Origin of the sequence: Aporhodopirellula sallentina SM41 (genome assembly GCF_000346505.1) — a bacterium.
Taxonomy (GTDB): domain Bacteria; phylum Planctomycetota; class Planctomycetia; order Pirellulales; family Pirellulaceae; genus Rhodopirellula; species Rhodopirellula sallentina.
Genome location: NZ_ANOH01000260.1, coordinates 1 through 1,910, shown reverse-complemented (window position 1 = coordinate 1,910; position 1,910 = coordinate 1). Strand labels below are relative to the sequence as shown.

The following is a 1,910-nucleotide window of genomic DNA, read 5'->3' as shown; positions in this document are numbered from 1 at the left end:
GCCAAGACTTTCGGCGTTTCGCAGAGCCTGCCGAAACTCTTGGCGAGTTTCGCTACCCTAGCGTATTACAAATTTGAGACGTCCGATCCCATAGTTGGATTCGCCAAGATTCAGATCTCCGCTGTCTGGCGATATCGGTTATATCTTTCTTGGATACGCTCTCGTATTCCGACGTAGCTTGGTGTTTGGGTACCCGGTAGTGGACATAAGCTACGAGTCGAGGACGATCGAATCGTCACGAACGTACACCTCGAATAGATACCTCCGATTCACAGCACAGGCGATCGGATGGTTCGTTGCCAACTCGCCAACCGCTCACCCATCCATCTCGACACACGCCATCAAAGAAGTTTGACCAGTGACTCGAATTGCATTGACTAGATACCTGGCTTGGTTTGTTTTATCGCTTGCGTGTCTTTCTTTGCCGGTGCTGCGTGCCGCAGATCTGCCGCAACACGAAACGGCGATCGCCAAGCCCAACATCGTTTTGGTAATGGCCGACGACCAGGGTTGGGGCGACGTCGGATACTACGGACATCCGTTCTTGCAAACGCCCGAGATCGATGCGATGGCGAAGGACGGGTTTGTGTTCGACCGTTTCTATGCCGCCGCGCCGGTTTGCTCGCCGACTCGAGCGAGCGTCATGACAGGCCGCAACCCGATCCGTTCGAAAGTGCCCAATCATGGACGCTACATGCGGCCTCAGGAACATACTCTCGCGGAATCGCTGAAGGCGGCCGGATACGTCACCGGGATCTTCGGCAAAGTCCACCTCGGTTCGGGACAACCGGACTCGCCATGCAACCCCAGCGGCATGGGGTTCGACGAATGGTGTGTCGGATTGAATTTCTTCGACAACGATCCCTACCTCAGTCGCAACGGAAAGGTCGAACATTGTGAGGGCAAAGGATCGGTCCTGGTCATGGACGATGCGATCGAATTCGTTTCGAAACATAGCACCAGCAATCAGCCGTTTTTCATGACCGTTTGGTTTCCGTCACCGCATGACCCACACCAAGAAGTTCCCGACGGACCACCGCTTTACACCGGAAAGAAGCAAGCCGGATACTACCGTGAAATCACGTTGCTCGATCAGCAAGTCGGTCGATTGCGGAAACAACTCCGCGACTTAAAAATCGAAGACAACACGATCGTTTGGTACTGCAGCGACAACGGTGGGCTGAATGACGAAACGTCAGGCGGTCGAGAAAAAAAGGGCAGTATCTACGAAGGCGGCCTGCGGGTTCCGGGCATCATTGAATGGCCCGCTCGTGAACTACATGGGCGTACCGATGTGCCCGTTTGGACGTGTGACATCTATCCCACGCTGTTGTCGATGGCCGGCGTCGATCCCGATTCCACCGACGGGCCAACTGATCCGCTCGACGGAATCGACATCACCAAAATCATCTCGGGAGAGTCCACGTCTCGCGGCCAGCCGATGGGGTTCTGGCATCAGTTCCAGCCTGGTCAGTTGACCTACAGCGACCGAATTCTGAAAGCGATCATGGAAAAACAGCAGACGGGGGCACCGTTGCCGCACAACGCACATCGCATGCAAAAGGACGTCGATGAGTTCCCACGGTTCGCCGAAAATACAACGACCGGGCACGCCGCATGGAACGATTGGCCATGGAAGCTCCATCGCATCAATGGCAAGAAGTTCGAGCTATACAACTTGGTCGACGATCCCATGGAAGAGCACGATCTGGCTGGTGATCCGAAGCAGCAGCTTCGATTGGTTCGCATGCAGAAGGCACTGGATCAATGGATGCGCTCGGTCGTTCGCAGCATCAATGGCGACGACTACTAGACCTCCTCGAAGCCGGACGTCGTTCCAACGCGGAGCCGAGGAGCGAATCGCAGTCCTCGTAGCTACCGTTGAAGGCAAGGTGGTCACTCGGCCACAC

Annotated in this window: 1 protein-coding gene; it reads left to right on the top strand. The window is 55.5% G+C overall.

The window, feature by feature from the left end:
• The first annotated feature begins 358 nt into the window (after positions 1-358).
• Entirely contained in the window at positions 359-1,813 is a 1,455-nt protein-coding gene (locus RSSM_RS17160; protein ID WP_008681417.1) for a sulfatase family protein, read from the top strand.
• The last annotated feature ends 97 nt before the right edge of the window (positions 1,814-1,910 follow it).